The organism is Arthrobacter sp. P2b (assembly GCF_900168295.1).
Classification (GTDB): domain Bacteria; phylum Actinomycetota; class Actinomycetes; order Actinomycetales; family Micrococcaceae; genus Arthrobacter.
Map to the genome: position 1 here is coordinate 15,468 of NZ_FVZL01000005.1, position 26,474 is coordinate 41,941.

At 60.7% G+C, this 26,474-nt stretch carries 26 protein-coding genes; 10 read left to right on the top strand and 16 right to left on the bottom strand.

Annotated features, from left to right (window positions below):
• The first annotated feature begins 179 nt into the window (after nucleotides 1-179).
• The 6 genes from B5520_RS10560 (at nucleotide 180) to B5520_RS22745 (ending at nucleotide 7,679) form a co-directional block, all read left to right on the top strand.
• Entirely contained in the window at nucleotides 180-752 is a 573-nt protein-coding gene (locus B5520_RS10560) for an adenylate kinase (protein WP_079597224.1), read from the top strand.
• Between the two features lie 1,845 nt (nucleotides 753-2,597).
• Nucleotides 2,598-2,978: a hypothetical protein gene (locus tag B5520_RS10565; RefSeq protein ID WP_254865545.1), complete on the top strand. Its 381-nt coding sequence runs from the start codon at nucleotides 2,598-2,600 to the stop codon at nucleotides 2,976-2,978.
• The gene (mobF, locus tag B5520_RS10570) at nucleotides 2,936-6,538 is read left to right on the top strand and encodes a MobF family relaxase (protein ID WP_079597034.1); all 3,603 of its coding nucleotides are present in this window, start codon (nucleotides 2,936-2,938) and stop codon (nucleotides 6,536-6,538) included. The genes B5520_RS10565 and mobF overlap by 43 nt, the downstream gene beginning before the upstream one ends.
• Nucleotides 6,539-6,559: 21 nt before the next feature.
• A complete protein-coding gene (locus B5520_RS10575; protein WP_079597035.1) occupies nucleotides 6,560-7,090 on the top strand; it encodes a hypothetical protein in 531 nt (176 codons plus the stop codon).
• A 65-nt stretch (nucleotides 7,091-7,155) separates the two neighbouring features.
• A complete protein-coding gene (locus B5520_RS10580; protein ID WP_139386235.1) occupies nucleotides 7,156-7,440 on the top strand; it encodes a hypothetical protein in 285 nt (94 codons plus the stop codon).
• Between the two features lie 95 nt (nucleotides 7,441-7,535).
• Nucleotides 7,536-7,679, top strand: a complete 144-nt coding sequence (locus B5520_RS22745; RefSeq protein ID WP_176156837.1) for a hypothetical protein — start codon at nucleotides 7,536-7,538, stop codon at nucleotides 7,677-7,679.
• Nucleotides 7,680-7,777: 98 nt separating this feature from the next.
• On the opposite strand, the gene B5520_RS10585 is transcribed toward B5520_RS22745, so the two are convergent.
• The 8 genes from B5520_RS10585 to B5520_RS10620 all read right to left on the bottom strand — a co-directional run bounded on the left by B5520_RS10585 (nucleotide 7,778) and on the right by B5520_RS10620 (nucleotide 16,496).
• A complete protein-coding gene (locus B5520_RS10585; protein ID WP_176156838.1) occupies nucleotides 7,778-8,281 on the bottom strand; it encodes a single-stranded DNA-binding protein in 504 nt (167 codons plus the stop codon).
• 55 nt (nucleotides 8,282-8,336) lie between these two features.
• A complete protein-coding gene (locus B5520_RS10590) occupies nucleotides 8,337-9,419 on the bottom strand; it encodes an ArdC-like ssDNA-binding domain-containing protein (protein ID WP_079597038.1) in 1,083 nt (360 codons plus the stop codon).
• Nucleotides 9,420-9,581: 162 nt separating this feature from the next.
• Nucleotides 9,582-10,094, bottom strand: coding sequence for a hypothetical protein (locus B5520_RS10595; RefSeq protein WP_079597039.1), 513 nt, complete (start codon nucleotides 10,092-10,094; stop codon nucleotides 9,582-9,584).
• Nucleotides 10,081-11,811 (bottom strand): type IV secretory system conjugative DNA transfer family protein, encoded by a 1,731-nt coding sequence (locus B5520_RS10600; protein ID WP_139386236.1) that lies wholly within the window; start codon nucleotides 11,809-11,811, stop codon nucleotides 10,081-10,083. The genes B5520_RS10595 and B5520_RS10600 overlap by 14 nt, the downstream gene beginning before the upstream one ends.
• An 89-nt stretch (nucleotides 11,812-11,900) precedes the next feature.
• Nucleotides 11,901-13,115, bottom strand: a complete 1,215-nt coding sequence (locus tag B5520_RS10605) for a hypothetical protein (RefSeq protein ID WP_079597041.1) — start codon at nucleotides 13,113-13,115, stop codon at nucleotides 11,901-11,903.
• Nucleotides 13,116-13,342: 227 nt separating this feature from the next.
• Nucleotides 13,343-14,839, bottom strand: coding sequence for an SCO6880 family protein (locus tag B5520_RS10610; RefSeq protein WP_079597042.1), 1,497 nt, complete (start codon nucleotides 14,837-14,839; stop codon nucleotides 13,343-13,345).
• Nucleotides 14,832-16,130, bottom strand: a complete 1,299-nt coding sequence (locus B5520_RS10615) for a type IV secretion system protein (RefSeq protein WP_176156839.1) — start codon at nucleotides 16,128-16,130, stop codon at nucleotides 14,832-14,834. The genes B5520_RS10610 and B5520_RS10615 overlap by 8 nt, the downstream gene beginning before the upstream one ends.
• A 78-nt stretch (nucleotides 16,131-16,208) precedes the next feature.
• Nucleotides 16,209-16,496 (bottom strand): hypothetical protein, encoded by a 288-nt coding sequence (locus tag B5520_RS10620; protein ID WP_056084497.1) that lies wholly within the window; start codon nucleotides 16,494-16,496, stop codon nucleotides 16,209-16,211.
• A gap of 238 nt (nucleotides 16,497-16,734) precedes the next feature.
• Here B5520_RS10620 and B5520_RS10630 point away from each other — a divergent pair, with 238 nt between their 5' ends.
• A complete protein-coding gene (locus B5520_RS10630) occupies nucleotides 16,735-17,571 on the top strand; it encodes a hypothetical protein (RefSeq protein WP_139386238.1) in 837 nt (278 codons plus the stop codon).
• Between the two features lie 421 nt (nucleotides 17,572-17,992).
• Here B5520_RS10630 and B5520_RS23050 read toward each other — a convergent pair whose 3' ends face one another.
• The 3 genes from B5520_RS23050 to B5520_RS10650 all read right to left on the bottom strand — a co-directional run bounded on the left by B5520_RS23050 (nucleotide 17,993) and on the right by B5520_RS10650 (nucleotide 20,756).
• Nucleotides 17,993-19,114: a C40 family peptidase gene (locus tag B5520_RS23050; protein WP_079597047.1), complete on the bottom strand. Its 1,122-nt coding sequence runs from the start codon at nucleotides 19,112-19,114 to the stop codon at nucleotides 17,993-17,995.
• Nucleotides 19,114-19,407: a hypothetical protein gene (locus B5520_RS10645; protein ID WP_079597048.1), complete on the bottom strand. Its 294-nt coding sequence runs from the start codon at nucleotides 19,405-19,407 to the stop codon at nucleotides 19,114-19,116. The genes B5520_RS23050 and B5520_RS10645 overlap by 1 nt, the downstream gene beginning before the upstream one ends.
• A 449-nt stretch (nucleotides 19,408-19,856) precedes the next feature.
• The gene (locus B5520_RS10650) at nucleotides 19,857-20,756 is read right to left on the bottom strand and encodes a sigma factor (protein WP_079597049.1); all 900 of its coding nucleotides are present in this window, start codon (nucleotides 20,754-20,756) and stop codon (nucleotides 19,857-19,859) included.
• Nucleotides 20,757-20,942: 186 nt separating this feature from the next.
• Between B5520_RS10650 and B5520_RS10655 the strand changes: the two genes are divergently transcribed.
• Nucleotides 20,943-21,266 (top strand): ArsR/SmtB family transcription factor, encoded by a 324-nt coding sequence (locus B5520_RS10655; protein WP_079597050.1) that lies wholly within the window; start codon nucleotides 20,943-20,945, stop codon nucleotides 21,264-21,266.
• A 31-nt stretch (nucleotides 21,267-21,297) separates the two neighbouring features.
• Here the strand turns inward: B5520_RS10655 and B5520_RS10660 are convergent, their stop codons facing one another.
• Complete coding sequence (locus B5520_RS10660) at nucleotides 21,298-21,807, bottom strand: hypothetical protein (RefSeq protein ID WP_231454644.1); 510 nt, start codon at nucleotides 21,805-21,807, stop codon at nucleotides 21,298-21,300.
• A gap of 207 nt (nucleotides 21,808-22,014) precedes the next feature.
• Here B5520_RS10660 and B5520_RS23250 point away from each other — a divergent pair, with 207 nt between their 5' ends.
• On the top strand, nucleotides 22,015-22,338 hold the full coding sequence (locus tag B5520_RS23250) for a helix-turn-helix domain-containing protein (protein ID WP_368483723.1): 324 nt from the start codon (nucleotides 22,015-22,017) through the stop codon (nucleotides 22,336-22,338).
• Here B5520_RS23250 and B5520_RS10670 read toward each other — a convergent pair.
• The 4 genes from B5520_RS10670 to B5520_RS10685 are packed head-to-tail and all read right to left on the bottom strand — an operon-like array spanning nucleotide 22,230 to nucleotide 25,347.
• Nucleotides 22,230-23,405 (bottom strand): alpha/beta hydrolase family protein, encoded by a 1,176-nt coding sequence (locus B5520_RS10670; RefSeq protein ID WP_176156840.1) that lies wholly within the window; start codon nucleotides 23,403-23,405, stop codon nucleotides 22,230-22,232. The two genes, B5520_RS23250 and B5520_RS10670, sit on opposite strands and share 109 nt — an antisense overlap.
• Nucleotides 23,392-23,835, bottom strand: a complete 444-nt coding sequence (locus B5520_RS10675; RefSeq protein WP_254865546.1) for a hypothetical protein — start codon at nucleotides 23,833-23,835, stop codon at nucleotides 23,392-23,394. Before B5520_RS10675 ends, B5520_RS10670 begins: the two co-directional genes overlap by 14 nt.
• Nucleotides 23,825-24,862, bottom strand: a complete 1,038-nt coding sequence (locus tag B5520_RS10680; protein ID WP_079597053.1) for a hypothetical protein — start codon at nucleotides 24,860-24,862, stop codon at nucleotides 23,825-23,827. The genes B5520_RS10675 and B5520_RS10680 overlap by 11 nt, the downstream gene beginning before the upstream one ends.
• Nucleotides 24,859-25,347 (bottom strand): hypothetical protein, encoded by a 489-nt coding sequence (locus B5520_RS10685; protein ID WP_079597054.1) that lies wholly within the window; start codon nucleotides 25,345-25,347, stop codon nucleotides 24,859-24,861. Before B5520_RS10685 ends, B5520_RS10680 begins: the two co-directional genes overlap by 4 nt.
• A 229-nt stretch (nucleotides 25,348-25,576) precedes the next feature.
• Here B5520_RS10685 and B5520_RS10690 point away from each other — a divergent pair, with 229 nt between their 5' ends.
• Entirely contained in the window at nucleotides 25,577-26,443 is an 867-nt protein-coding gene (locus B5520_RS10690; protein WP_079597055.1) for a Rho termination factor N-terminal domain-containing protein, read from the top strand.
• Nucleotides 26,444-26,474: the final 31 nt, after the last annotated feature.

A 26,474-nucleotide genomic window follows, 5' to 3' on the forward strand; every position in this document is an offset into this window, starting at 1 on the left:
TCCGAGGCATTCGGCCACGAACACCCACGGCATAGTGGACAGCGCGTCCTCGACGGCCACGGACATCGATCCCCAATTTTGGCGGGCAGATGCGGCGCCACCGTGACTCGCGGACTCGAACTGCAATAGAAAATGCGGAACTGCAACTAAGCAAGAGAAAGGATCACGCAGTGGCCAGAATGTTGATTATAGGACCTCCCGGTTCGGGAAAGGGCACGCAAGCTGAACGCATTTCGGAGTGCCTCGGGGTTGTCGCGATCTCCACGGGGGACATCTTCCGTGCGAACGTCAAGGATAAGACGCCCTTGGGCGTCGAAGCTGAGAAGTACATGGATGCCGGTGACTTCGTGCCGGACAGTGTGACCAACCTGATGGTCCGTGGACGCCTTCGTGCGAGGGACGTAGAGGACGGGTTCCTGCTCGATGGCTATCCGCGCACTGTGTCGCAGGTTGACTACTTGGACGATGTCCTGGCCGAGGGCAACCACAAACTGAACGTCGTGCTGCAATTAACCGCTGACGACGAGGAACTCGCAGCACGCCTGCTGGGCCGCGCCAAGGCGACTGGGCGCAGCGATGACAACGAGGCCGTCATCCGGCGTCGTCTCAAGCTTTATCACGAGCAGACGGAGGCGGTTGTCGCCAAGTACTCGAGACGGGGAATCGTGGCCAGGGTAAACGGGCTCGGCACAATTGACGACGTAACCAGTCGCCTCCTTCGCGCAGTCCAACCCTGCATACCAGCCGGCTAAGACGGCGGGTATTCGGACTTCACAGGGAGTGGGGAGCGGGTTTGGCTCCGCAGCCAGCGGCAGTCAGTGGAATGAACGTCCGCCAGACGCGGCAGGGAGTCTTTCCGAGGGGCCGCATCACCCTCACAGGGAACCCTATGCTGCACCATGTTCATACCGGGTTGCTCGAAGCAGCCTCGCATACTTCTCGAGAGCTGAGTCCGTTGTGGATGTCGGCCAACGGTGCCGGCTGAAGACGCTGCTGGGAACGAGTATCAAGCGGCGTCGGAACCGCCGGTGCCGCAACACCACTGGTCTATGAAGATGACTTGGTCCTCAGCGGGTAAATGACGCAGCAAACAGCCGCCACGTGAACAACCCGGTGCCAAGCTGTATCTTGGCCGGCCAGTGAGGCTACTTGTTGCTGCTCAAAAACAAAACGGGAAGCGGACGAAAGTTGTCTGCCTGCCGACAGCCAGCAGGCACGGTAAGACTGAGCCATGGCAGTCTCCGACTCTCAACAGAAGGAAGGCAGCGAACTCGTGGGGACTTCCAGGCCCCGGGACTGGTGGGACCGATTCTTCCACACCGCTGAGACCCTGACTGGCAGCGCCGTCTACTACCTGCGTCCTACGTGCTCGCCACGGCAGCTGCCCCGAGAGATCCACCACCGTCGGCGGCGTGATTGCTACCGACTCTTACCGCAGCATCACAACCGGCAATGGCAGCGTTCTGGCCAACACCAGCGTTGACACCTCACAGTACCGTTCGCAATGCTGTTGCCGGGCGCCGTGCTCCTCTTGCTCCGCAAGCGGAGCATCTATTAAACACCCGCCTATGTGGTCGGTAGACAGGAATGGCCAAGCGGCCGGTCGCGCATTGATCCGCTGCCGGGCTGCCCCCTGGCATACCAATGCGGCCGATAACGTGCCTCAACCCATCGGTTTCGAAATCTGTCGGGGAGCCCCAGACACTGTCCTACCACCACGCTCTTGCCGACGTTAGTCCCTAAGTGACACCCTGGCGACACGAACGGTAGGCAGCAGAAACGCCAAGGGGAAGAGATTTTACCCATCGACGCGACAAATTGCGGCAATCTGAGCCGAAGGCGCATCCAGCCTGCAGAGGCGTCAGCGCCCCGGTACAAGAACACACTGTGCTGAGGCATGGAGCTGTTCCTTCCAGCCGTACTGGGGCCCAGCTTTGTCGCCTCCGCGGCCATCAACTCGTTTCCCGCGTGCCTGCCAGAATGCGATCAGACTGTACAAGGGAGAGGGACACCTCAACCTGACGTCAGGAAACGCTGAAAAGACCGTCAGGACAGGGTCCAAAAGGCGGTTTCTGCACCTGCCCAGTGAAAGTCTTAGATTCAAACCTGACTGCCGCCCCTGTTGTTGAGCTTGTGTCGGCGGGTGCCTGGCAATTGTGCAACAACGTGTTGCGCAATTGTCCAGATGCCATCTGGACAATTGAGAATCCGAACTACATGGGTCTCTACCTGTCCGAGCCTTTGCCTGTCTTCGAATCTGCGGCAATAGTGCCACAAGCTGTGGCACTATTCAGCGGTCCGCCTCATCCTCCACACGCCCAGCCTCGATACCGATGCCACAGTTGTCCCTGGCCCCCCACCTTCTCATAACGGATCAACTCCTCACACCTCTGGCATCCAAGGTCATCAGCGTGAGGACAACTCACGTCTGGTCATGTCGAAACTGGGCCACGGACTGATGAACCATCGTGACCGTCAAGATTTGCGAAGAGTGTGCGGACGGCTTCGAGCCTTCCCGCAAAAGTCAGCGCTTCTGTTCAATCCGTTGCGGCAACAGGAAACGTGATCGTATACGTCGAACAGCGCGCCGTCCCGCAGTGGCGGTAGAGGCTGCCACCGGAGCCGTAGTTCCCAAGGACGAGCTGAAGGCTTTGCAGCGCCAGCTGGCAACTAGGACAAAAATCTGCCAGCGCCGTGGCGAGATTCTCCAGTCCAAGCTCCGCTCCCAGTCCTGTGAGATTGATCGGCTTGAGGCCGAAAACTCCGAGCAGCGCCAAAACAACAATGTCCTCCAGCTCGAAGTAGCCAGGCTGAAGCGTGCGCAACGGACCAACGTGCAGGACCTCGCGCATCTCGCAGCATGGCTGGTCTCGCTTGCGAACGCAAAAGGCGTTGCCCTGGACCCCGCAACGCTGGACATCCTCAACCGCCGCGGATGGCATCCATCCAAGCGCCAGGCAAGAGCGGCGCGGCCATGACGATGTCCATCGCGCGCCTCTCGGCACAATCAGGGCTGCGCTACCTGTTCAAGACCACGATGATGGATGACCTCACCGCCGCTCCCCCAGACGCCACCACTTACTACATGAAAGCCGGGACGCCCGAAGGCCGATGGATCGGCAGCGGACTACCAGGCATCAACAGAAGTGCCGGCGACGTCGTCACCGAAACAGACGCGAGAGCACTGTTCGACTTAGCCGTACATCCGGACACCAGCACACCGCTGGGCCGCCCGCACAGCCCACCCACCGCCGTCGAAAACAAAACCGGCCCGCCCACTGTAAGGCACGCCGTCGTAGGTTTCGACCTCACCTTCAGCGTGCCGAAGTCAATGTCAGTCCTCTGGGCACTCAGCCCTCACAGCATGCAAGAGCAAATCCTGCGCACCCATCACCAGGCAGTGGAAGCAACCCTTGCCTGGTTGGAAGAGCAGGTCATCCATACACGTGCCGGCCGAAACGGCGTCGCCCACGTCGGGACGATGGGCGCCATCGCCGCCGCCTTCGACCATTGGGAATCACGCACCGGCGACCCGCAACTTCATACACATCTTGTCATCGCCAACCGCATCCAGCGCATCACCGATGGCGCCTGGGTGACCCTTGACTCCCGGACGCTCTACAAGGCTGCCGTTGCTGCTAGCGAACACTACAACGGTCTCTTGTTCGACGCCCTCCACTGCCACCTTGGCAGCGTCACGGACATCCGCTTCCCTGTCGTCAATACGGGCAATCCCAGCCAACAGCTCACCGGGGTCGATGAGGACCTCATCCGCGAGTTCTCGAACCGGTCGCGTCTGATCAATGTGGAAACAGACCGCCTCGTCGCGAAGTGGACAACGGAACACGGCCATACGCCAAGCACAGCAACGGTCATCAAGCTGCGGCAGCAAGCGACCCTGGCGACACGTGTCCCCAAGTCCGAGCTCCCCACGCCCCTACACGAGCTATCCAGAGAATGGAAGGCACGCGCCGCCGCAAAAGGATTCCCACCGAACGACGTTATCGCGGCAACGATCAACCGCTCCAGAATTGCCCCATTTAGCTTCACTGACTTCACCTCTGACTGGATATGCGCCGTCGCAACCCTGACCCGTGAGCGGGTGGCCCACAAACGCTCCACTTGGAACCGCTGGAATCTTGTTGCTGAAGCGGAACGCGTCTGCGCGCAGGTGCGTTGCCGGACGGCGGCGGACAGGAGCACGCTCATGCACGCCGTCGCCACCGCGGCCGAGCAGCAGTCCGTGCCGCTGAATGACTACCGGTACACCGTCCCCGCCCATGCCGAGGCAGATGTCCTGTATGGACCACGAAGCGTCTTCGACTTCCACGGATCGCGCCTCTACACCGATACGTCCACGCTCGCCTGTGAGGACGCGGTCATGGCAGCAAGGAACGACGACGGCGGCCCGGCAGTCCGCGCACACGTCATCATGGATCTCCTTGACCAAGTCCAACAGCCAGAGAGCCGAGTGCTTCACTTTGACCAGCGTGCCGCCGTTGCCGACGTAGTCCTGAGCGGCCACAGGCTCGACGCCATCGTGGGACCAGCGGGCACGGGAAAGACGACCACGCTCAGTGCAGTGAAGGCAGTATGGGAAGCGGAGTACGGCGCCGGCAGCGTTGTTGGCCTCGCCCCGGCAGCTGCCAGCGCCGAAGTGCTGGGCCGGGAACTCGCCATGGCAACCGAGAATGTCACCAAGTGGCTGCATGAATCGGCCGGTCAAGGCGCAAACTCAAGGGCCGGACGCTTCTTCAGCGTCCAGACGCAACTGGCCAATGCGCACGTCGGCGAGGACTGGAGCATCGCATTAGCGCAGGAGGCTGCGCAGCTCGCTGCCACCCAGCAACGCTGGTGCTTCCATGCGAATCAACTCATCATCGTTGATGAAGCGTCAATGGTCTCGACATTCCAACTCGCAGCTCTCGTACAGCAAGCCCAGGAAGCCGGCGCGAAGATCCTCCTGGTCGGCGACCCCGGGCAGCTGGACGCCATCGACGCCGGCGGCGTTCTTGGCTGGCTGGACCGGCAATGGAAGGCAACACGGCTGAGCACGATCTGGAGATTCCATGAGGAGTGGGAGCGCACAGCATCGCTGAAGCTTCGGAAGGGTGACTACGCAGCTATATCCGACTACGCACACCATGGAAGGATCCAGCACGGTAGCTACCTGGATATGGCTGACAAGGCGTACCTCGCGTGGCAGGCCGATACCCGGGCAGGAAAGTCGTCCATCCTCATCGCCGCCGACAACGAAACGGTCAGCATGCTCAATGAACGGGCGCAGGCGGATCGAGTGGCGCGGGGTGAGGTTGATCCCGATCAGACGGTGTTGCTCAGCGATGGCTTACGTGCGGGTTCCGGTGACGCCATCATCGCCCGGGGAAATGACCGGAAGCTCGTGGACAGCAGCGGTGCTTTCGTGCGGAATGGAACGCTGTTCGACGTCGAAGGCATCAGTCGGCGTGACGGCTCCCTGCTGGCACGACGGCGGGACACAGGCGCGAGTGTCCTACTCCCCGGAGCCTATCTGGGGGCGTCCGTCGAGCTGGGCTATGCCACCACAGCACACCGTTCCCAAGGCATCACGGTGGACACCGGCCACACCGTGGTCACTCAGGGCCGGCTCACGCGCGAGTTGCTGTATGTAAGCATGACTCGTGGCCGTTCCGGTAACTATGCCTACGTCAGCGAAGGTGACGACGCCGACCATCCTGCTGTCGATCCATCCATGCAGCTCTCATGGCAGGGCATTCTTGGCGAGGTGCTGGCGGCTGAGGGCGCTGAGCGTACCGCCCACGAGGTGCGCGACGCGGAGCGGAGGAAGGCTGACAGCCTTGAGCGGCTCTACGCGGAGTATGACTATCTCGCGCAGATCGCGGCGGAACTGGACCTCAGGCAGCAGTTAGACGATCTTGCCCCTGGAGCCTCCCAGGAATTCGAACAATCTCCATCGTGGGGCGCAGCTGTCGCGGCGTGGCGGAAGGCAACAGCCACCAGCCGGCAGGGTACCGAGCGCATACTGAGCCGGTTCTGCCAGGAAACTAGCAGTGCCAACGATCGCTGCGCTGTCCTCAGCGTGCGCTTACGCCGATTCATGAAAGGAAGGACGACGGCGGTTGAGGAACCTCTGGTTGAAAAGCTCACCATTCCGCGCCCTGACTTAGCGTCGATGATTCAGCAAGTCAGGGAACGGATCTCCCAAAGAACGGAGGCCGTGAGCATGGCAGCGCTGACAACCGATCCTGAGTGGAAATGTGCTTTGCTCGAGGCCGTCGGAGATAGCACCAGCGGCGAAACCTGGCAGCTGGTCCATGACGTTGCCGTCTTTCGCGACAGGTGGGCGCTGCCGGACTCTCCCCTCCCCCTGGGCCCGTCTCCTGCGGATTACGAATGGGAACAAGGGGGCCAGCGTGAACGAATCAACGCAGCAATTAGAAATGCTCATCGCCGTGGCACCGCTCAGCTAGATGACTCACCTGTGGATTCAGCCCTTTCTCAGCAAGTCGTCCTTACAAGTGCCGGCTGGCAGCTCTAATCTGGTAAGGAGGTAATGCGAATGGTCGTCAATCCGGCGGTAAGACCCAAGGTAGCGACAACCGGACTAGTGATAGCCAGCTCGGTTGTCTTCATAGTCTTTGCCCTCTCATTCATAGCCTTGGCCGCCACGGAACTTCCTTTCGTCATGAAGGTCATCGTTGGCAGCTTGTTGCTGGCAACTCTTCTAGTGCTGGCGCTGCTGTGGGGGAAAAGATCTGCCCAACGGCGGACCTGGCTGGCAAACGCAGCAAACAGATGGCGATCCTTCGACAGCGCTAAGCTGGCCGGCGGGACCACGACAGAGGTTACCCTCCTCAGCGTCGACGCGGTGCAACCCACCGGCGCGTGGGTCACCATCCTGTGGAACCGCTTTAACCACGTTCAACGTGCCTGGATAGAAGCACTACCCGAACCACTATGGCCAGGATCCGTCCTGCTCATCGCCCCCGACCCCACTCAAGTAATGCCCAGCACACCCTGGCCAGAGACATATTTCATTCGAGCCGCCGACTGCTTGGCTTGGGCACCCGCCGAAGGCCGGAACCCCTAGTCGCATTTACTGTCACGACGCTCCGGTCGATACAAACATTCGAACGTATGTTCTAAAATAGCTTCATGATCAAGTCCGGCTCCCCTGAAGATGTTGAGCGAATGATGATGCGCATGGACGCCGAAGCAAGCCGGCCAATAGATGACCCCGCACCCATCCGAGATTTCCCGAAGTATGGGCGTCCGCTCGTGTACGTCAGCGGAATTTACGGCAAAGCCGTCGGGTGGACCCACAAGTACGGCCTCATCGAGTGGCTGGATACTTCCGGCAAATACCGCATGGGTTGGGCGCATTCCTCGAGCATCAGGCGTGTAAAGCCTGATGAGTGGAAGGGCAGTAGTGCGCTGTAGTTGGCAGCCATTCCGGCGACGCTCAGGTAATTATCGAGTAGCGCCATGCGTGTCGAAGAAACGCAAGGCTCGCGGTCGTGCCTAGGGTCGTGGGCATGGAAAGAGATCCCTCAGGGGAGCTGAGAGGACAGACGTCGATCAACGATCTTCTCGACAAACCGGTCGGCGCCGCACCGGTCCAGCTCGCGCTGCCGATCCTGGTGCAGCTGAAGCCTGGACAATTTCGCCGACTGTCTTAGAGCGGCGGCCGAAAGCGTCTGAGCGTCACGTGGAGCGTTGACAAGGTGATGACCTGGTCCAATGAGGATCAGGCCATCACACTGCCAGCAGCAATCAGCTACATGCTTATGTCAGCTCGCTCCTGCCCGCCTAAAGGGGGCACCGCCACGGGACCCTTCGTAGCGATGCTGTAGGCGGGTTGGGCTGCTTCTGGGGCTGCCTGCAGACCAGCTCCCATTGCAGCTTCTGGACCAGCCGCGGCACGTGGAGAACGGTGGTACGCGGCCGTGCCAAAGCGGAGGTCAGGACCGATGGTTTCAGCCACAATGCGCCGGGCTTCACGTTTCTCCCCGTCCTTTTCGAAGGCACGGAACTCAAGTTCGCCGGACACCGTAACGGGGTCACCCTTCTTCAAGGAGTTCGAAGCATTCTCTGCGAGCGCGCGGAAAGCCGAGACGTTGTGGAAAACAGGCTCTCCGTCCTGCCAGGATCCGTCTGCTCCTTGAATCCGCTGGTTCACAGCGACCCGGAGTTTGGCGTGCGCCACACCCGACTCCCCGTAGGTGAGCTCGGGGTCGGCAACGAGATTGCCGACGATGTTGACCGGAATCTTTGTGCTCATATCTTCTGTCCTTTCCTTCGCGGACGGGGCGGTCCCGTCCAACGCTTTTGGTCGGCTAGGGGCCCGAGATCTCCAACCCTCGCGAGGGCCCGTCCGGCTGCTGCAAGCCCGCATAGGTTTCCTGGCTCTGGAGCTTAGGACCGGCTTCAGCCACCGGAACTTTTCCACCGGTACCCGGAGGATCAGTTACTTCAAGGATTTGCTTTGCGGCTGCCGTGACCCGCCCCAGGACTGACTTCGCTATCTCCACGCGGGAAGGAGGTTGGCTGCGGGAGGAGTCGTTACCCGCGGCTGAATGCTCCGCCTCAATCACTGCGTCAGCCCAGCCGGATAGGTAGCTTGCTGACTGGGGACCCCGGTCAATTCCGTGCGCTTTCAGGACGGTGTACGCAACTGACTCAGCTTCGACTTCAGCCAATCCGCGGTGGTCCACGCTGCTCCCATACAGCTTGCCCACATTGTCGTTCGGACCATGCAGCAGAACATGCCCAAGCTCATGGGCCAGCACGGCAATTCGTTCCTCAGCGTTTAGCCACCCGCCCACCTGAACCTGGCGCTGAGCGAAGTCGGTGAAGCCGCTCGTTAGTCCGTACTGCGCGTCAGTGACGTGGATTGAGAAACCACGCGCGCGGGCGACTCCAGCCAATGCTTCCCACAGCTGAGGCGCCTCCACAGACGAATGATTAGCTGGTCTCGGAACCAGCAGCGGTGCGCCCTGGGTCTGGGAAACGTCGAATACTGCCTGACCGCGCCAACCGGTGATGAGGGTCTTCTTCCCCTCGTCGACTGCGCCGCTGGGCAGCTTATCGCCCAGGGGGACGCGCTGACGCGTACCGTCGGGCAGAAGCATCTGTTGAACCCGGGCGGTCCTGGGTGCGATAACCCATAACGCATGCTCACCCCGCAGGACAGTGCGGCCGTGCCGCTCCCATTCCTTGTACCCCGCGACCAGCGTCGGCTCATCGGTCCCTCGCTGTGCCATCTGCATCATTAGCAAGGCAACATTGCCGCCGGAGTAGCGCCACAGGGTGGCGGACGCGTCGAGCAAAACCTGCCAATGCGATGGCGAGTCAACGGCCTGCTCCAGAATTGAATGCAGGCCATCCATCAAGGCCGTAATGCGTTCCTCCGGCGCCATACGGCGAGCGCCCAGTCCGTCCTGATCGGGAGTCTGGCCAGAGGGGATAGTGGAAGGTGCTTCAGATCTAGCGGCCACGACAGCCACCCTTCATGCTTCTTGGACCGCAGCATTGCTGCGCAGACATCGGTTCATGGTTGGGTGCCGCACGAGCGACATGACTCAGAAGTCAGGAACCAGCTGATGGGCGGCCTTACACCACTCGAGAAAGGCAGGGTCGTTGTTGGCCAGAATCCTCGGTGCGGGTTCCTTGTGCAGCTGCAGCCCGACGCATCCTGCAGTCCTGGTATGCGTCCTCAGGCGTTCGACGGCGTGCGGGAGCCTTTCGTGAAAGGCGAGCGGGCCGAAGCCCGGGTCATCTGGTGTGTAGGAGGCAAGCTCCGCGCGCTGCAGCGCATATAGCTCGGCCACCGTCTCGGGGTGACGCCACCAGCAGTCTGGAACGACCGACGTCGTCAGTTGGTACGTGGCGACAAGCCATCTCACCCAAGAGAACAGAGATCGCCAGGCGTCCTGCGACTGCTCTGGCGTCATCTCCCGCCAGCGTCGGGTTACGGTCTTGGAGCCGCCAGGTGGAGCAAAAGCCGATCTGAACAGTTGCGCGGTGATCTCGTCGTCCCCGAAGGAACCCGAGGACGGCACGTCGAACTCGTCAGTGTCGTTATGGCTGCGCATCCGGCGCCCCTTCGCTCTTCTGCTGGCGGTCCCTGTGCCCGTCGGCCAATACACGTTCCATTTCGCCTTTCAGGCGGCGGAGCTCCCCCGCATCCTTTCGTTTGTGCCACTCAAGCAGGTCCAACAGGATGGGCCGGGTCCGCCTGCCGAGCATGAGTGCCGTGCCCACAGGCAGGCGTCGAATCTCGTCCAGGGCGATTACTGGACTTTCGCGTATCTGCTCACCGTCCTGCCGCCCCTGCGAGGACCAGGACCGGGTGGTGAGTGTGAGGCTCCGCTCCCCCAGCAAGGCAGCGAGTGAGCGCAGGTCCCGTTCGTCGGATCCACCCCCAAAGATCACCTTGATGATGGCCGAATCCCAAATGGTCGATGCCTCGTCAATGGACCAGCCCGAACGGGCCTGGGATAGGGACTGCAGAACCACCAGCGTTGAGATCCCAATGCCGCCGCCGTCGGACAGTGCAACCGGGAGCCCAGGCCACGGGGCAAGGTTGGCGATCTCGTCGAGGATCAGGGAAAGCGGCGGATCCAGCCGGCCCCCTGGGGATACGAAGGCCATTTCCCGTGCTGCATTGTCGATGTCATCGATCAGTGCGGATAGGTACGGTCCTGCAGCAGCTGCACCGGCTCGTGTACCAATGAGATAGAGAGTCCCCCGATCCCGTATGAAGGCCTTGGGATCGAACTCTTCCGACTCGTCCTGCGGATTCAGTGCGGCGAGCACTTTGGGCGATGACAGTGGTGCCACCGCCGCCGAAACCCCAATCCATGAGTTGGACGTGTTCCGCGGATCATCTTCCAGGATGCCCATCAGGTCGGCCTGCCAGCCCAGTGCAGCACCCGGCCGACTCAGCACCTCCAGTGCTTCCCGCGCCAGTACAGGACTGGAAGACCAGCGTCGGAAAGCCGTCACTCCCTCGCCAGACAGCGCCGCAGCATGGAGCAGGCACTGAAGAACTATCAGCGAGCGCTTTTGCCAGGCAGCGTTCTCGCCCTTCATCTCGGTGTCCGCCGTGATAACTAGCGCCCGCCGGGTAGCAATGTCAGGGTCCTCGCACCCACGTACGGGCGACCAGCGAAGGGACGATGGAAGTCCTGACATGCCCTGCGGATCAAAAACGGTGACGGGTCGGCCTCCGGATGTCCGTGCCTTCATCGTCACCACGAGGTTGTCCGCGCGCGTTGACGTCGTGACCACAGCACCCGGCGCGTCAAGGATGGCGTTGATGACGACATAAAGCCCCTTGCCTGATCGCGGAGCACCTTGAATCACCAACGACTCTTCCGTGGAGACGTGGACGGTGACACCGCGGGAGCGGCCCAGCATCCATGACACGTCCTGCACTGAAGGATTCGCGAGTCCTGGACGCGTGAACTTTCCTCTTTTCCGCACGGCCCTCGCGCCAAAATCGTGAAGAATCTCCGCACGGCGGGCAACGCCGTCGCGGTTCAAGATGTCTTGGCGCAGCCAACCACCCGATTGCTTCCATCGCCGCCAAAGGACCACCGCACCGACGGCGAGCGCACCAACCAGCAGTAGAGCCGGGGTGAGAACCCACCAGACGCTGTCTGTGCCAAGCACACAATCAGCCCGGCGAACAATGATCCATTCCACTCTGTTGGCGATGAGTCCGACGGCGGCGGCAGGGTTGAAGGGCGACGGCGGCATGGTGCCGCACTGCCAAGAGCCGGCCACGTGCGCTGCTGCCTGCACCACTGCGCAGAGACTTACGTAGGCTGCGGCGGCGAAAAGCCCAGCCGTGACCAAAGGGTTGTCGCTTGCCGCCCGCGAGCTCGCTGGCCGTCTCACAGCATCCTGTCATCTGTCCCGAAAACGGCAAGCTCGTCAGTGGTCACTCGATTGGCAACGATGAAGGAGCGGTTGCCCACTTTCCAGAGCCCGACACCCTTCGGAAGGTTCTCAACATGCTCGCATTCAGCTTCGGTCAGGCCGAGCGCTTCCTTGGTCAGGCGCATCGCATCGTGCTTCTGCCGGTAAATGACCCTGGTGTCAGCCTCAGTCAGCAGGCCCAGGGCTTTCTGCCTGTGTCCACTCGTGCTGTCACCGATCTCGTTCAGGTCCGCGACCTTGTGCATGATGAGCAGGTTCGCGATCCCGTAGGTTCTGGCGAGTCGCCACTGCTCGCTCATCTTTGCCAACATGTACGGATCTGCGAGCATCCGCCAACCCTCGTCGTACACCACAAGCCGCTTCCCGCCGTCGGGATTGGTGATGGCCGCTTCCAACCACGTGGCGCCGCACGCTGCGGCCAGCGAAAGCGCCTGCTCGGATGCGCCGATCAGTGCTGACGTATCCATCACCATCATGGGAGCGTCTGCGTCGAAGGCCACCGTGGATGGTGCGTCGAACATCCCTTCGAGATCACCGGACACTGTACGTCGCAGGGAATGGCTGACGGCGGTTGCTCCGTCTGAGCCGACCAGGGCGGTCATCTCCTTCGACGGCTTGAGGAGGTGGTCCAGCACCATGGGCAGGGTTGGGTTTGAGTTCTCTCTCATGGTTTCCATGAGTGCGATGTCCAAGGCCGTGTGCTCCACAGGCCGAAGGGGCGTGCCCTGCCGCATGAGTGAAACCAAGGCCCCCAGGAGATAGCGACGGCGTTGCCTCACCACCGCTTGCCACTGAGCCTCTGTAAGGGCAGTGGAGCGGGGACCGGCGTCGAGGGGATTCACCCTTGCAGGGCGGCCCGGGCCAATGGATATGACTTTGCCGCCAACAGCCTCCGCTACCGCAACCCACTCGCCCTTGGGGTCAGACGCGACAGCTGCCTTTCGTCCTAGGGTGATTGACCGCGTTACCAACGACTTGCCGCACATTGACTTGCCGGTGCCAACCGTCCCGATCACAACAATGGAGGGGCCGCTGATGACCCCCTTGTCGTACAGGATCCATGGATCGTAGGAGAAGGCCCCCGACCCGAACACGTCGGTGCCGATGTAGGTTCCCTCGTGTCCAAGCCCCGACTCTGTAAGGAACGGGTAGGCGGCCGCAAACGTCATGGTCGATGCACGGTGGGGCGCGGGCCGTAACCGATGCGGACCCCGCAGCGAGTTTGGCTCGTTACTCCCCCAGTCACCCGCGAGGCGAAGCCCCTGGGGGTCGCGCTGCTTCTTGCCTTCCCCGGCACTCGCCCACCCTGCGGCAGGTGGCGCGGGCCGCCGTCGTGCTTTCCCTTGCGGTCGGTTCTTTCCCGACGGTAGATACTCGAAGCTTTTCAATGCTTGTTTCAACGCAGTCCCCTCCCAAGCGGCAGGCTGCCGGCGACAAACGCGGCCCATTGCTGTCCGTAGAGAAGCCGAAGCTCAACGAATGCTCCTGCGGCAGCGGACTCAAGTTCCTGGCGATGCCGTGCCAAGTCCTCGAGCGAAGTCGCGGTAACCGTAATGTAGGCAGCCGGGCGGACGTCACCATGGCCGGCGACGATCTCTTCCTCCCTCTGGATCACTTCTTCTTCCTCGGCCTTTTGCTCACGGGTGAGAGGCCTATCGAAGCGGGCATTAATACGGCGACGGGTTTCATGCGCCTCCTGGGCGGAGCGGATGTCACGGAGGGCTTCCGCGGTAGGCACTGCCCGTATAACTTCCGTGAACGTGTGGCGGAATTCTCCCACATAGATCAAGGGGTGCAGGAAGCCCGGGAAGACCTTCTGGCGCGGCCATTCAGCGATCCAGAAAGTCTGGTGGAACCCGGTGTCGGTCCGCAGGTAGGTCCAGTGTTCCTCAACTGCCATCGGGCCGTGGCGGTGGAGGGTATCCATCGCCTTACTTGCCGGCTCGTCCGACGGCGGGGCTTCCGCCGCCGGCGCTTTAGCAGCCGGCAAAGCAGCGGGATCGAATGCGGCACCGATGATGGTTAGCAGTCCGGGTTCGCCAATCCACTCGTCCACCTTCACGCTGTGGGTACCCAGCGACGTTTTCATCGCCTCGACTTCCAGCCGCAGGACGCGTTCCAGGCCTACCAGCCCTCCGCCGGACTCCTTGATCCGCCGTCGAGCCTTGCTTGTGTCCAGGACTACCGCCACGAGGAGTTCGTGGCTCATGGTTGATCCGGCTGCACCGAGCAAGTCCTCATACGCGCGTTGTCCCCACGCAGCCTTCTCGTCGGCTTGTGCCGGCGGGGCGTTGTCTTTGTAGAACTCCCAGAGCGCCGACGACGGGTAGGGCAACGTGTAATCCTGGACCGCGATTCTTGCTACGCCTGGCCGCTGGGCCATGCCCGCTTGCACACGCGACCAGGCCTGGACCGCCCAGGCTTTGTCATCCGCATCCAGGAGTGCAAAGGACCGCGTGCTGCAGCGCAGCACCGCGATAGCCTCCCTGCCGTGGCGATCGACCACGAAGCATTCTCCACCGGCCGTTGTTCTGATCTCCAGGTTGCCGAGGCCGCCGGGCAGAGCGAGCCGACCAGCAAGCTGTGGAGCCGTGGGTCTTGCAAGGAACCGGGTTTGTCCCACCGCGGCCCTGTAGAAGAACAAAGCGAGCTGTTTCGCCCATACCGGATAAGGGATTCGGGAATACTGGAGGAGCCCGAGCAGCATAAGCCCAAGCCATAGGGGCCCGGAGGAGAACAGACCGACCGGCCCACTGCTCGCAGAAGCCACGATGGCAACCGCCCCTCCCCCTGCGACGATCAGCAACTGATACCACTTGAGGCCAAGGAAGAAGCCGCGGCGCTCGTACCTCGGGAATTTGACGGCCTCAAGGGCACGCGCGTCCTCAGACATGTGGGGTACCTCCGTTCGGAGGGTTGATTCTTGGTGATTGGGGTTTCGGAGGCCGCGCCCTCGAAGGGTCCGGTGCGCTTTCGTTGGGATGCGCTCGCGGTTCGGCGCCTCCGACTGAGGCCTGCCGCGCGTTTGCTGGGGCAGTCCCGCCTTTTTCGTGAGGATCTACGCGCACCAACCCCTGCTGCGACCCTGGTGAGTGCAGGGTGTTCGGAGCTCCTGTCGAGGGCCCGCTTCTCAGGGACAATTGGCCCCCGTCGCCTTGGTTCGACGGCATCCCGGACCGGACAGCGGGTGCCAGCGCTTGAGTCGGGAAAATACTGCGGCTTGAGCTGATGGGGCGAGTCATTGCAGAACGACTTACCAGGCTCGCGAGTGTAAGGCGGCCCCCTGTCTGCCTACTGATCTGCCGAGCCGCCACACTACTGCTGCGGGACAGAACATGGCCCCCGCCGGCCGTTTGGGCCGCTGCCGCGAGTTCCCCGCCCGCGAAGCTAACCAAGCGCAGGGCCATCAAAGGGGCGCCGCAGGCAAGCGCCATACCCACCGTTCCGGCTGCCAATCCGGCAAAGGACTTGGACTCTGCAAAGAGCTTCACCGCAACGGCCAAGACCGTTCCTGCTAAGGGTTTCGCCAACACCAGGGCAATGACCACCTCGCACCAGCGGCGTGCCCAGGATTTTGTCTTGTCCCAGGGCAGCAGCATCAGGGCCACCGGCGCGACGGCCGCTAACACGACGAGCGCAAAGGAACGGAAGATCATTGAGCACATCAGGATGAAGGCAAGGATCCACACGACAATAACTGCCATCACTGTGACGACGACGGCTCCGACTGGGCCCCCTGTCGTCCCAGGTGCCAGCGAGACCAAGTTCCATTCTCGACCACTTCCTTCTGGTGCCCGTTCGAATCCAAAAAGCCTCATGAACACGAGGTATGGGTCCGAGCCAATCGATTCGAGCAAGGCGGCTGAGGCTAAGTCACTCGCCCGCGTGAGTTGCCGAACAAGATAGACGGCAGCCCCGACGAGTGGAATGGCGGCTGCGCCGCCGAGCATCGCGCGGCCGATCCGTCTCGGCTGCTGGCTGATCAGGCCCGACAGGACCTGGAGGATCATCACGACGACGAGGGGCGTCATCATGACGACGACCCACCAGCTCGTCAGACCCTCGATGGAGAGCCACTGGGAGTCGTCGACGTTCGATACAGAGAAGGCGCCGGTAATAAAGGCCCAAAGCCAGGAGGCCATGTTTTGGAGGATGTTGGCGAAGAGGGACGTGACTGCGCCCATGGCGTTGTCGTTCGTTTGTGAGACCAAACCGCAGCCGGGCGGCCACCATCCATTGAGGTCGCACTCAACGGGCATGACTTAGAACCCGAGTGGGAAGGCGGTCTGCGACCAGAGGATGTAGCCGTTGATGCCGCCGAGAATGGCAGCCACCGGACCTGTCCACAGGAGGATCACTCCCCCACCGGAGGCAAGGCGCGACGACTGGCTAAGCTTGCCGGCCAGCAGCATCGCGGCACCGATGATCGCCACGATGGCAATGATGATGAAGGCGCCGACGAGGATGCCGCCGCCTATCTGTTTGAGCGATTCCAGAAAGGGAAAGCTCGCGTTCGGGGTGATCCCCGGGTCCACCGCTGCGAAAAACATTGGTGCTCCGTCCGTTGTATTCCATGGAGTGAGCAGATGAGCTCACGGGTTCATGGAGGCCGCGGTGCGGAGCGACATGACTTTCATTCCGTCGCCAGAACAGTTCGACTAAACCTTTCGTCTCACTTTCTTGCCGCAGAAGTTTTAGTCGCTCGATTCTAGTAGCGATGGGTTCTCAGGTGTGTGAAGTGGAGATGACACTTGCCCACTACGTCTCCCGGCGATTTCCGAACACGTGATGTATATCTTGGATATGCCGGATGGAAGACTTGAAAAAATAATCGCTCGCGCGACCGACTCGCTTGGGGATGTCAGTGCAGTAGGCATCGGTATGTTGCTTAGTGCCGCCGGACCGGAAGCTGCGTATATCGGTGCTGCCGCCGGCCCTGTAGTCGCTGGCGTCGCGCACGATCTCGCGAATCGAATAATGAGTCGCAAGGAAGAGCATCGGCTTGGGGCTGTGATGATCTTCGCCATGGAATCTATGAAGCAGATTCAAGATGATGGCGGCCGAGTGCGAAACGATGGCTTTTGGTCAAGTAGCAAGGGGTTTCCAAGCCCAGGAGAAGAAGTCGTGGAGGCAGTCCTCATCGCCGCCCAACGTGAGCCGCAGGAGAGGAAACTTGAGTATTTGGGCTGTCTTCTCGCGCAGATTGCTTATCACGACGAGATCCCTCTGGAAACGGCCGTTTGGATGATCAACACCGCTGAGCGACTTACGTGGACGCAGTACAGCCTAATTTCCATGATTGGGCGGAAGGAAGAATTCGACCTCGGCGGCATCGAAGTCGGTCAAGGTATCAATTCGTGGAAAGGATGGGCCGTCCACGAGGAGCTTAGGGCAATGGGGCCGTTCGGACTCAGCATCATGGGTGCACCGGCAAAGAAGACACCCCGGCTGGGACTCGGGCTGTTCAATATGGATCTAGCGGACTTCGAACTGGGCAACGGTGGGCAATTGCTGTTCAACTTCTTGGGGGTCGGCGACATTCCAGTGGACGAAATCGAAGAACTGATTGAAGCACTTCGAAAAGAAGCGCAAGAAGACTCAGGCGAACAGACTCCTAGCGGGTGAATACGATTGTAGGTTTCATATTCAACGTAGCAACATGCCGCTCGAATGTGCTCCTAGGGATTGTCCTGGCCCAGGACTATCAGACATAAATAACGGCATTGGGGCGCCCTTGGCCGGCAAGAGGATTCTTTAGCGTGCCGCATGCTTACTGAGCTTCTTATTCGCGTCGAGCAGATACACCAGGTCGTGCCCTTGCACCGCCGCCCGAGCTCGAGACGCTTCCTGTGCACCCGCTGCAGCGATGCGGGCGCCGGTTGCCCTCCAGCAGTTGGCGAAGCAAGTGCCATCATCGTTCATGCGCTGCAGGTGGTGAATTAGTAGCTCCGAAAGGCTAGCTAGCCTTCCGGCGGTCGCAAGCAAGACTCCCGTGAGAGGGTCAGCACAAGGGCTACCTGTGGCCGAACGTTCAGGCTAGATGTACTCAGCGCCTTAGCAGGTCGAAGTAGGCCGCGCCAGGATTCCAATTGACGGGGTGCAGCAGTGTCCCTACCGCCGGGTTGAGGGCACTCCACATCAGGCCGTCACCCGCGTAGATGCCGACGTGACCCCAGTTATCCGGCCCCTGCGGGTTTTGAACCACGAGGTCCCCTGGTTGGGGATCCTCTGTTCGGACACCAACGCGCCACTGTTCTACTCGGGGCAGCTCGATTCCGGCTTGCCTGTATATCCACTGCACATAGCCGGAGCAATCCCAGGCTTTGAAGGCAGTCCCTCCCCACACATATCTTCCGCCCAAACCTTCTTTGGTGAACTTCAGAATGTCCTGCCGTAGCTGGCTCAAGTTACCTGAAGATCCCGTAGGCCGAGGCGCTGGCGAGGAATCTGCACAAGAGGCAGGAGCAGTGCCGCCCTCAAGCGCAGCCACGATTGCCGTGGCCGCCGGCTCCCAACGTGCATACAGTTCAGGAAAAGCAGACACCTGGACGGCTTGGGCCGCCAGACCTTTGTCCATTGTCTGCCAACCGGGAATATCCAGCAGTCCTCGAGGACTGCCCTGATTCGGTCCCGACGGCCCGCCGAAGAAGGCACGCGCGTTATAGGAGGCATCCATCAGTTGCTCAACGGTCCCCCAGCCTGCCGCCGGACGTTGTTGGGCCGAACCGATCGAGTCGTGGTCACGTCCGAGGCCGTCATTGGGGAAATGTAGGGAAGCTGGCACGCTGGGGTTCGCGAGCATACGCAGGCTTGACTCCTGCAGCGCCATCATGATGGCGATGATCTGCCCGGAGCGCGGTATTCCAAGCTGCTTGCCGACCGCGATGTATGTCCGTGCAACGCTCTCCTGACGAGGCGTCAGCTCGTAGAGCAAGCGTCCGGCGTTCCGAACTTCCAAACCGGCACCAGTGACGTTAGGGGCAGTGGCCACCTCGGATCCCACTGGTGTACAGGCGACTGCGGATTGGCGCGCCATACCCGTTAGCGCCGCCACGCCTCCGGCAAATGCCATGGCGCCAACTATCAGAGCGAGGAAAGCGGCAGCCGATACGGCCTTCACCAATGCCCGGCGCCGCATGAAGCCTGCGACGGCCACCAGTCCAGCCACTAGTAAACGATTCTCTCTGCGGTTGCGTAGAAGGCAACCATGGCGCAGCGTCCAGATGGAGCGGTGGTGGCAGGAGGACAGTTGACCATCACCGTAACGGGTGCCGCATAGGCACTTTTGCCGTTGCTGGACTCGTCCACAACTTGCACCGTCACCGTGCACACGTGAAGGCCCTCCCACGGGGCCGGATACTCCTGAACTTTGGCCAACTCGAGATCGCAGCGCAGGAATTCAGCGGTGCCGCTTCGGCGAGCGGACCGGTCTGCCAGGGTGGTGAACGTCCCCGCTGTCACGCCTGTCCCTTCAAACTCTCGAACCAGCACAGATAAGGGATTGGATCCATCAGGCAGCAACTCCCACCAGGACCGCACCCTGGCATATATATCCGAGTACGACGACGAACGGCTGTCCCAGCTATAGACTCCCTTTGCTGCCGCTACAGCGAGCGCCCGGTAATCGCGGGTACGTGGCAAAGCATCCGGCGTTGCCTCCGCCGTAGCGAGCGCCTCGTTAGGAACACCGGACGTATCGCCTGGTGCAGTGGCAGTGCCTGATGGCTTAGCCCCTGAAGGCGCGGTTGCGGACGTGGTCGGAGGGACCGGTTCGCTGGGGCTATTGGCAGGCCAAAGTAGGAAGACCGCACTAATCATGAGCAGGGCAACCAGCCCTGCCGCCAGCCACTCCCGGCGGCTAACTCTACGGAACCAATTCATCGTCCAAACCGATGTCCGAAACCCACGACCTACAGAGCCGGTCTATGAACTTCGTGCTGAAGCACGCGCCAAGCTGCCTGGTACAGCTGCCGGGCAAATCCGATATTCACCGCGATGTACCTCTCAGTGACGCCGAGTTCACAAGCCAGAGCGGCCATCTGAACGGACCTATCCAGTCCCCGCAGGCCCGGACGGACGATAGTCTCCGCGACGCTTCGAAGAATGTTTGTGGGAAGGCAGTTGGCAGCGCACCGGCAGAGATCGTCGACGCCTAGTCCGGGTTCGGGGTGGCAGTTCAATGCCGTGTTGATTGTCTTAGCGGTCTGACGAACGACGGTTACGGCATGCCAGCGACGCCGGTCCTTGGGAGACGGAGGTCCGTAATGTCTCGGCCCTGTGAGGCTGGATACGGCAAGCCTCCAGGTTTCCTCGCTTACGCTGCGCTGGACCAGGCCGAGCATGGCGTGTGCCCAGGCCTGATCAACATAGTTCTCGACGTCGTTTCCTGCTGCACCGGCATGGACGACAGCAAGAAGCTCCGGAGAGCTTTCCGTCGTCGTGAAGTCAACAAGCAAGGGCAACGTTTGATGGCTAAGCTCGCGCCGGATGTGGGCAGCGCAGATCTTATTGCAGACACCTTGGACCCACGCTTCAAACGGGATACCGGGCAGCTCCCGGTAGCGTCCACGCGCAACCCCGTCCCAAACGGCGACCCGGATGTCCTGCATGACATCGTCCACATCGCAGGATCGCCCGATACGCGCGAGCCGAGAAGTGACGTAACGGTGCACCCCATCGACCGCGACCATGATCTGGTCGATCTGGATGACGGGTTCTCCCGGCGGAGGTGCGCTTCGCAATGAGACATCAACGTCAGCGACCGTCTCTGGTCCTTCTGTAGATTGATACGCCTTGGCCTCAATCTCCATGGCTTCACCGCTTTGACTGTTCAGATCGAGTAGTTCGCAGAGTCGCGCAAACGGCCACCCCAGTTAGTGGATGCGAAGATCCAACAACGATCAGAAGAAGCTACAAGAATTATTGTCGACGATAGCTAAAGTATCGTCAAGAGTGCTGTTCTTACTTTTTGCGCTGCCTTCGGGAAGAATGACTTTATGCCGAGAATTACGCAGCCTCACGATGCCGCCTGGTCGGCCGACGTCGAAGCTGCCGTCGCAACCTTCGGCAACCGGGCGCGAAACGAAATTCTTCGATTCCTCACGGCCAGCGGGCCGGCGACGCGCGGAGACATCGTCGCTGCTGTCAGCGCGGGCGATCCCAGCGTGGCCAAGCATCTGACCGCACTCGAAGAGGCCGGTGTGGTCATGGTCGACGTCGAGCCTGGGCGTAGGCAGGGACGGTCACCGCGGTATTCGGCGAACCCTATCCGGATCAAGGAACTCCTCGACGCCCACCTCAAGTACTTGATGGAAAAGTAGCCGCAGTGGGCTGGAAAGATGAGCCCGACGTTTAGTCGGCGCGCTCCGGCGCCTCGTCCGCGTCTAACCGCGGACCGGCCTCGGCCCTCTCCCCTTCTGGCCGGCGGCTGATGTCCTTGTTCAGATACTCCGTGATCGCCCGAAGTGTCTCTGGTGATACGTCGCCAAGGGTGCGGGCCGCGAACGTCTTCACTCTCGCAGCGCGGAGAGATTTCACAAACTCAAGCTGGGAATCGATGCGCTCGGGAAGATCTGCGGCGTCGCTGCCCATCAGATATGCCGGATCCACATTGAAGATGTCGCACAAGGCGCCCAGTAGCGCCGGGTCGCTCACCAGCCTGCCTGTGCCGTCCTTCATGTAGAACCAGCGGGCCCTGGAAAGCTTGATGCCCTTCTCCGCCAGCTTTTGCTGGACTTCGCGGAATGTGACGGGTTGTCCTCGCTCTGCAACGACGACGTCGAGCAGCAAGTTTAGGCGGCGTGCAAGTTCGGCTTGGGGAGACAGTTCCGCGCCTTTGAGACCTTTGTCGTCTCCAGACACGCTTCACCTCCCAGACCAGACATGACTATCGTCAGTGAGTCACTAATTGTGCCCAGTATTGCCTTGGCCAACCCCACATGCAATAAGCGGGGCTTCGTCCTTCCATCCGTATGTGCATGAGCGTATCGTTTTGCTGTAGACCCGTCTACAGCGGGCTACAAGCGATTCCCTCGTCACTTGATTGTGGTCTTCATGGCGAACATCCTGATGAACCGGACGCGAAGCCGCCTCATTCGCTATTTGCTCACCCATGGCCCGGCGACCTGCCGCGAAGTCGCTGCAGCCCTCGACGTGTCTGTTTCCTCCATACGCAAGCATCTGAGTCTTTTATGCGAAGCAGGCGTAGTCATCCTCGGGTCGGGAACGTACACAGCGCGGCCGGATGAGGTCGAAAGGGAACTTGCAGACCTTGCGGCTTCGTTTCAATCCGCGGGCAGCGACTTCAGGAACCGCGTAACGGATGACTCCCACCTCTCGGTGTCGGCATTCCACTCGAGTGAATGTCCCGGAACCTTGAACCGAACCAACTGAACGAGGTCGGGTCGTAGCTCAGCGAATCGCTCAGAGACTGTGACCGGTGTCGATTTATCGTCGATCCCATGCAATATGAGGGTCGGCGTCTTGAGGTCACCGGCGCGGGTTACCCAGTTCAGCGCGGAGAGGTCAATGGATTGCTTGAGGCCCGTGACCCAGCGGCCTGCTTTCGAACCCAACATGCTCAGCCCAGCCTTGGCAATAACTTTCGGCAATCCACTGGCGCTCCCGTTAGACGTTAGGGTCTCAGTCCAATCCAGGACGGGAGCCACCAGCACCAGGCCGATGATCCGATCAGAATGGGCTGAGAGGTTTGCTGCACGCAGAGCCATGGAACCGCCAAGAGACCATCCAAAGAATACGAGCCGCTCTGCGCCGTGGTCCACGGCGTACCTAATAGCCGCTTCGACATCCAACCACTCGTTCTGGCCCAAGGAGTACCGGGAATCTTTCGACGGCGGCGCTTCGCCGTCGTTCCGGAACGACACGACCAGCGATGTGATGCCGAGTCTGCTCGCAACAGGAACACCGCGAAGGGCGCCGGCTCGTTTTCCACCCATTCCATGCGCGTGGATGGCCCACGTCGAAGACACTGGACCGGCGACCGTGGGCGCGAATTTCCATGCTGGTGCCATACCGCCGTCGACCGGAATCTCCACGTCCTCAAAAGGCAGGCCCAGTTGCTCTGGTTTGGAGTATGCGTACCCGCTCCAAATGCCGGCGGTAGCAGCGTGTATGTCACCGGAGTCGACTCGCTCCACGAGCCGAGTCACTGTTCCCGCATTCGTGCCTTCGTCTACGACAGCACCAATGCAGGCATGGCCCTTGCCGTTGCCGAACCACAAGCTGTAGCGGCCTGGTGCTCTGGTTAATGGGGTCGCTGGCAGTTCAATCCTCAGGGATCCATCCTCGCCGGAGAAGACTTTCCTGATGGAAAGATCCTCCCGTCGTGAAGTGCTCGGCACGACCACCCTGCGCGCAAAGTAGGCAGCTCCCAAGAACGTCACTGAAGATGCGCATACGGCTGCAATGGTGAGAAGGCGCAGCATCTTAGGAGTCTTCATCTGCGCTCCTGACATGCTTGTCAATGACCTCCCTAAGTCGCGCCAGCGTCTCGGGAGACAAATCCTGCAATTGCCTTGCTGCGAAATTTTTCACGCGAGCCTCCCGCATCGACCTAAGGAGGTTGAGTTGGGCTTCCACGAGTTCCGGTATCTCTGTTGAGTCATCAAGAAGGTATCGGCGATCCACGCCGAAGAATGCCGCAAGGTTCTGCAGCAGACCCTTGTCCATAGCCAGGGAGCTGTCACCGCTCCGCATGTAGGCCCATCTTGACCGCGACAACGGCGTGCCATGTTGGGACATAGCTTCGCTGACTTCCCTGTAGGACAAGGGCCCTGCTCCTCGGGACTCATACAAATCCAGCAAGAGATTGATCTTGCGAGCGAGCCTGGCCTGCGGCGGCTCCAGGGGTTCTACGGCATCATCTGCCACTTGGGTTCTTTCCCCTCCCCCGTCGCGTCGTGTCCAATCGACCACCCTGCGTGTCCCTATGGGAAGCGAGGTAATTCTCTGTGCGAGTTAATGTTTGAAAATCAGCTTCATCCAGCAACTTAGCAGCCGCGGGATCCATCAGGAGAGCATCCTCGATCTCGACGAGCATCCGATGAAGCCGCCGCGTCTCTGGGTCCCCCCGCTCAATGACTCCAACGGGCGTCACCAAGCGTCCATCTTTGCGGGTAGCTGTTGCTTTCTCCCAAGTGGATGAGAGGTCTTCGAGTAAGTCAGCTTGAGTCCTCTGTTGCGTTCGCTGGACGATCCGGCGTGCTACTGGCGGCAGGGCCAGTCCAGCACACAGGAACAACATCGCCCCGACAAAACTGGTGTCGTAGATGGCAGCCAACTGCTGCATGGTCGAGTGGTCTCCGAGAAGATGGGCTAGGTCCATTCCCAAGACTGAGAACACTACGACGAGAGCGAGGAAGCAGCCAATGCCAATGAGGGTGAAGGCGACGCGAAAGTAGGAAGCGGCCATCCGCCGTCGGAATCTGAAGCACACGTATCCGGTCACGCCGACGACCACCCCGATGTAGACAAACTGGATCGCCGAATAGAGGGCGGCAGCAGGCTGGTCCCCGTAATCCAACATGAATTTTGTTGAGGACGCCGGTGCTTCAATGCAGAGGAATGCAAGGACCAGCCCCACGGAGACTAAACCCAAAATTAGGAGGCCGCGACGGTCTCTGCACACAGGTGCATCATTAAGCTCTGCGGCCCGGAGGATCGCCTGGGAAAGGAAGTAGATTCCCACGACCATCAAAATGTTCGCGAGGAGATCCAGGAGGTTGTGGCCGCCGAGGGCTCGATCACCCGCGAGATAGATTGGATCGACGTTCAGGGTGAGCGCGGTTGCGATCGCGAGGGCGGCAACGAGGATGCTGTGGTCTTTCCTCGTGCGCGCGCCGGGCAGCAAGCACAGGACGAGGCCCCAGATGACCGTGGCCGCGACTGCCTGGATCACCCGAAGACCTGTTCAAATGACCTTGGCTCCATGGTGCTGTCGCGGATAGCGCCGGCAAGAAGATCAGCGAGAGTCTCAGCTGCGGCCTCCAGATCGTCGACGAAGCTGCTCCGTGCCAAAGCTCGCGACACCATCTCTCCGTCAAGATTGGGAAAGAGGCTGGCTGCATAGTCGGAGGAAATTCCCAGCTCATCGTGGCGCAGGATCATGTGTCCAAGTTCATGAAGGATGAACTGCTGCCTATGGAGCGCTGAGTCCGTGACGGCGTGCAAAATGATTTCCCGAGTATCCGTCGACAACCAGAGACCGCAGACGGACGTGCCGTTGAGGATCGTCGTGGCTTCGATCTCGATTCGACGCCGTCGTCGGACAGCCACGATTACGATGAGCCTCTCCAGCGTCAGGTGGCTGGGTAGCCGCAGTGATACGAACGCCGCAGCCGCAACCTGCGCTGGCCCCTGTTCATCCGATTTTTGCTGGTCCATACCGCCCCCTCCTCGCAGCGGACAGCAAGCGTGGCTGCCATCGACAGCTGCCACCGGAGCACCGCAGACGCCCCAGCTTCAATTGAACGCCTCCGCTCTGGACATGTCCAGAGCTACATCAGTATGGTCGACGGCTTTCACACTAGATGCAAGCTTGACGGCGTTCCCGACACGGACTAGACAGTAAGCAGCCTTATTATTTTGCTGGTCCCGTCAGAGGAGGAATGCTATGAGCGACAAGCCTGGTAATCAGACGCCCAACACCCCGGATGTGAGCGAAACAGAACTGCGCAAGATGAAGGTGGACGAACTCCGCCAGGAGGCCAGGGACGAAAATATTGCCGGCGCATCCGGGATGCGCAAGGAAGAGCTGGTGAAGAAAGTCGCCAACGCCCGATCGAAGGGCAATGGGGACGAAGACCAAGGTGACGGTTCGGATACGGACGACGTGAGCACCGGTCGGAAAGGCGGCAGCAAGCAGCATGGCGCTGATACACCGGGCAACGATACTCCGAACACCCCGGATGTGAGCGAAACCGAGCTGCGCAAGATGAAGGTGGACGAACTCCGCCAGGAGGCCAGGGAGGAAAACATTGCCGGCGCATCCGGGATGCGCAAGGAAGACCTGGTGAAGGAAGTGGTCAACGCCCGATCGAAGGCAGGCGGAGCCAGCAGAGGCAAAGGTGAGGATACTGATCCGGAGGACTTGGGCGCCGGTCCGGAAGGCGGCAAGATCCGGCATGGCGAAGCCTCCTCCAAGTCACTGAAGTATTCGCAGGAAATTACTTCGACGGAGGATGAGGCTGAACGCGAAGGCCGCAGCTTAGCGACCACTCATCGCGAGGTCATCAGGCAGTGGGCTGAAGAACGCGGTGGCACTCCGGCAACCGTTGAGGGCACGGAGCATGGTGACCACCTGGGCGTTCTGCGCATCGATTTTGGCGGCGAGGACAAGAACCTGCGCCGCGTCAGCTGGGAGGAATGGTTCAACACATTTGATGCCCGCCGACTCAATTTCATCTATCAAGAGCAGCGAAGCGACGGAAACCAGTCCAACTTTTTCCGACTGGAAAATCCGGAACGTGAAGATGCCTAAGGCACCAAGCAGCACAACAAAATCAGAAGAA